At 74.1% G+C, this 2,379-nt stretch carries 3 protein-coding genes; 1 reads left to right on the top strand and 2 read right to left on the bottom strand.

The window, feature by feature from the left end:
* Window positions 1-952, top strand: a 952-nt coding sequence (locus B7767_RS40635) for an MBL fold metallo-hydrolase (protein WP_107486626.1), incomplete at its 5' end; no start/stop codon positions are given.
* A 118-nt stretch (window positions 953-1,070) separates the two neighbouring features.
* On the opposite strand, the gene B7767_RS40640 is transcribed toward B7767_RS40635, so the two are convergent.
* Both B7767_RS40640 and B7767_RS40645 read right to left on the bottom strand, forming a co-directional pair.
* A complete protein-coding gene (locus tag B7767_RS40640) occupies window positions 1,071-1,529 on the bottom strand; it encodes a CAP domain-containing protein (protein WP_179167517.1) in 459 nt (152 codons plus the stop codon).
* A gap of 160 nt (window positions 1,530-1,689) precedes the next feature.
* Window positions 1,690-2,379, bottom strand: a 690-nt coding sequence (locus tag B7767_RS40645) for a carboxylesterase family protein (protein WP_179167518.1), incomplete at its 5' end; no start/stop codon positions are given.

A 2,379-nucleotide genomic window follows, 5' to 3' on the forward strand; every position in this document is an offset into this window, starting at 1 on the left:
GCTCGGTGCGGCAGCCCCGCTGATCCCGGCCACGGCGGCCACCGCTGCCACCACGTCCGCGGCCGCCGGCCGCGACCGGGACGGCGACCGGGCCGCCCGTTCCGTGTCGCTGCGCTGGCTCGGCACCGCGGGCTGGCGCATCGACGTGGGCGGCCGCACCGTGCTCTTCGACCCCTACCTCACCCGTTTCCCCACCGGACTGTTCGGCGGCGGTTTCGACCCGGGGACCGGGCTGAGGACGGACCCCGCCGTCGTGGACGCGCACATCGGCCGTCCCGACCTGGTGCTGGTGAGCCACTCCCACTGGGACCACCTCGGTGACGTCCCCCACATCGCCAGAACCACCGGCGCCCGTGTCATCGGCACCGAGACCACGTACCACCTGCTCACCGCGCTCGGGGTCGACCCGGGACAGATCTCCGTGGTGAAGGGCGGCGAGGTACTGGACATCGGCACGGTCACCGTCGAGGTCGTACCCAGCCTGCACAGCCGCAACAAGAACTGCGCGTACTTCGCCCCGGGCACCCTGAACGCCCCGCCCGCGAAGGTCCCCGGCACCATCGCGGACCTGCCCGAGGGCGACACCCTGGCCTTCCAGGTCACCGCCGGGGAGCACGGCCCCTCGGCGTTCCTCATGGGGGCCAGCGACTTCACCGAGCGGGCGGTGCGGGGACTGCGCCCCGACCTCGCGATGGTCGCCGTACCCACCGCCACCGGCACCACCCACGACTACGTGCCCCGGCTGCTGAACGCCCTGGACTCCCCCGGTGTCGTCGTCCCCGTCCACTGGGACAACTTCGAGCTGCCGCTGAGCGGTTCCCCGGTCCGCGACCCGGCGATGGACCTCGACGCCTTCCTCGCCCAGGTCGCGAAGGCGTCTCCGGCCACCCGGACCGTCGTCCCGGACTACCGCACCGTGTACGACGGGGACATGCGGCCCGTGAGCCGGTAGGCGAGGCCCGCCGGGCCGGTCCGGAGTCGTCGGGCCGGCCGGGGCCGGTCCCCTCCGGCCCGCGGTCCGGCCCCGGCGGAACCCCGGTTCCCCGCCGCGGTGCTGTGCGGCGGTTCCTCTATTTCGTGCCCATGTCCAGCGTCCAGTAGTGGCCCCAGGGGCCGCCCTCGTGGTGGCCCAGGCCGGCCTCCTGGGTCTCGGAGCGGAGGATGGCGTTGCGGTGTCCCCAGCCGAAGCGTTCGTCGTCCTGCATCCAGAAGCGCAGCGCCTCCTCCGCGGTGGGGAAGCCGACGGCCACGTTCTCCGCCCGCCAGGTGCGGTAGCCGGCCTGGTCCATGGGCTCGCCGGACTCCCAGACCAGTTTCCCGCTGGGGCCGCGGTGCATGTTGTCGCCGCTGACGGCCCAGTCCCTCGACTGGTCCTTCAGGAAGAGGTTGTGGGCGTTCGCCGCGTCCGTCAGCTGCGGCGAACGGTCGAAACCCCTCGCGCACGCGGTCATGGTCGCGCCCGCGGGGTTCCCGTGCGGCGGGTAGTTCTCCGGGTGCTGTCGCGCGTCGTTGATCAAGTCGAGACTCACCTTGGGCTCCTCACTCGCAGGCCTGCCCCGGTGCGACCGAACCGGCCGACCAGGATGAGTCGGCCCTTTCCTCGATTGTCCCGGACGTGCGGCACCCAGGCATCTCGTGGCCCACGGGCTCGACTTGGTCGTCACCGGGGCCCCCGGCCGCACACCCGCGTCAGTCGCGGCGGAGTGCGCCGACGCGGCGCAGGCGGCGTACGACCGAGCGGAGTTCGGGGGGTGGGGCGGGCGCCGGGTCCTCGGGGGCGGGCGTGGTCCACAGGGCGAGTTCGCGGTCCCGGGGGCCGTGTTCGACGTGCGGGTCGCCGTCGCCGTACACCTGCACCGGGTGGTGCGCGTCCCAGCGCTCCCAGCCCGGTGAGCCGTCGGTGACGAACCGTACCCACGCTCCGTGCATCGCGTCGGCGAGGTCCTGCGGGGCGCCCTCGCCCGCGAGTTTGCGGGCGTCGGGCTCGTCGCCGCTGTCGAAGACGAAGCCGAGTTCCAGGGCGTGGCAGGCGCCCATGCCGGGGCGGCGGGAGGGCCAGGCGAACTCGTAGACGTAGGAGGGGTCCTGACGGCCGTCGGCGAGGCGGTGCAGGGGGACGCGGAGCAGGTGGTCGGTGACCAGCTGGCCGACGAGTTCGGCGGTGCCGGCGTCGGGGAGCAGGGCGCGGTAGCCGCGCGGGACCTCGCCGCCGCAGTGGCAGCGGGCCATCGCGCCGGCGAGGGCGACCGCGCCCAGGCGGTCGACGCGTTCCACCAGGCCGCCGGGGACCAGCCAGAGGCGGTACTCGTCGCGGGTCCAGCCGGTCAGGAAGCCGACACCGGGGGCCGCGCCGTCGGTGAGCGCCTCCAGGGGATCGCG

Origin of the sequence: Streptomyces sp. 13-12-16, from assembly GCF_002114215.1 — a bacterium.
Classification (GTDB): Bacteria; Actinomycetota; Actinomycetes; order Streptomycetales; family Streptomycetaceae; genus Streptomyces.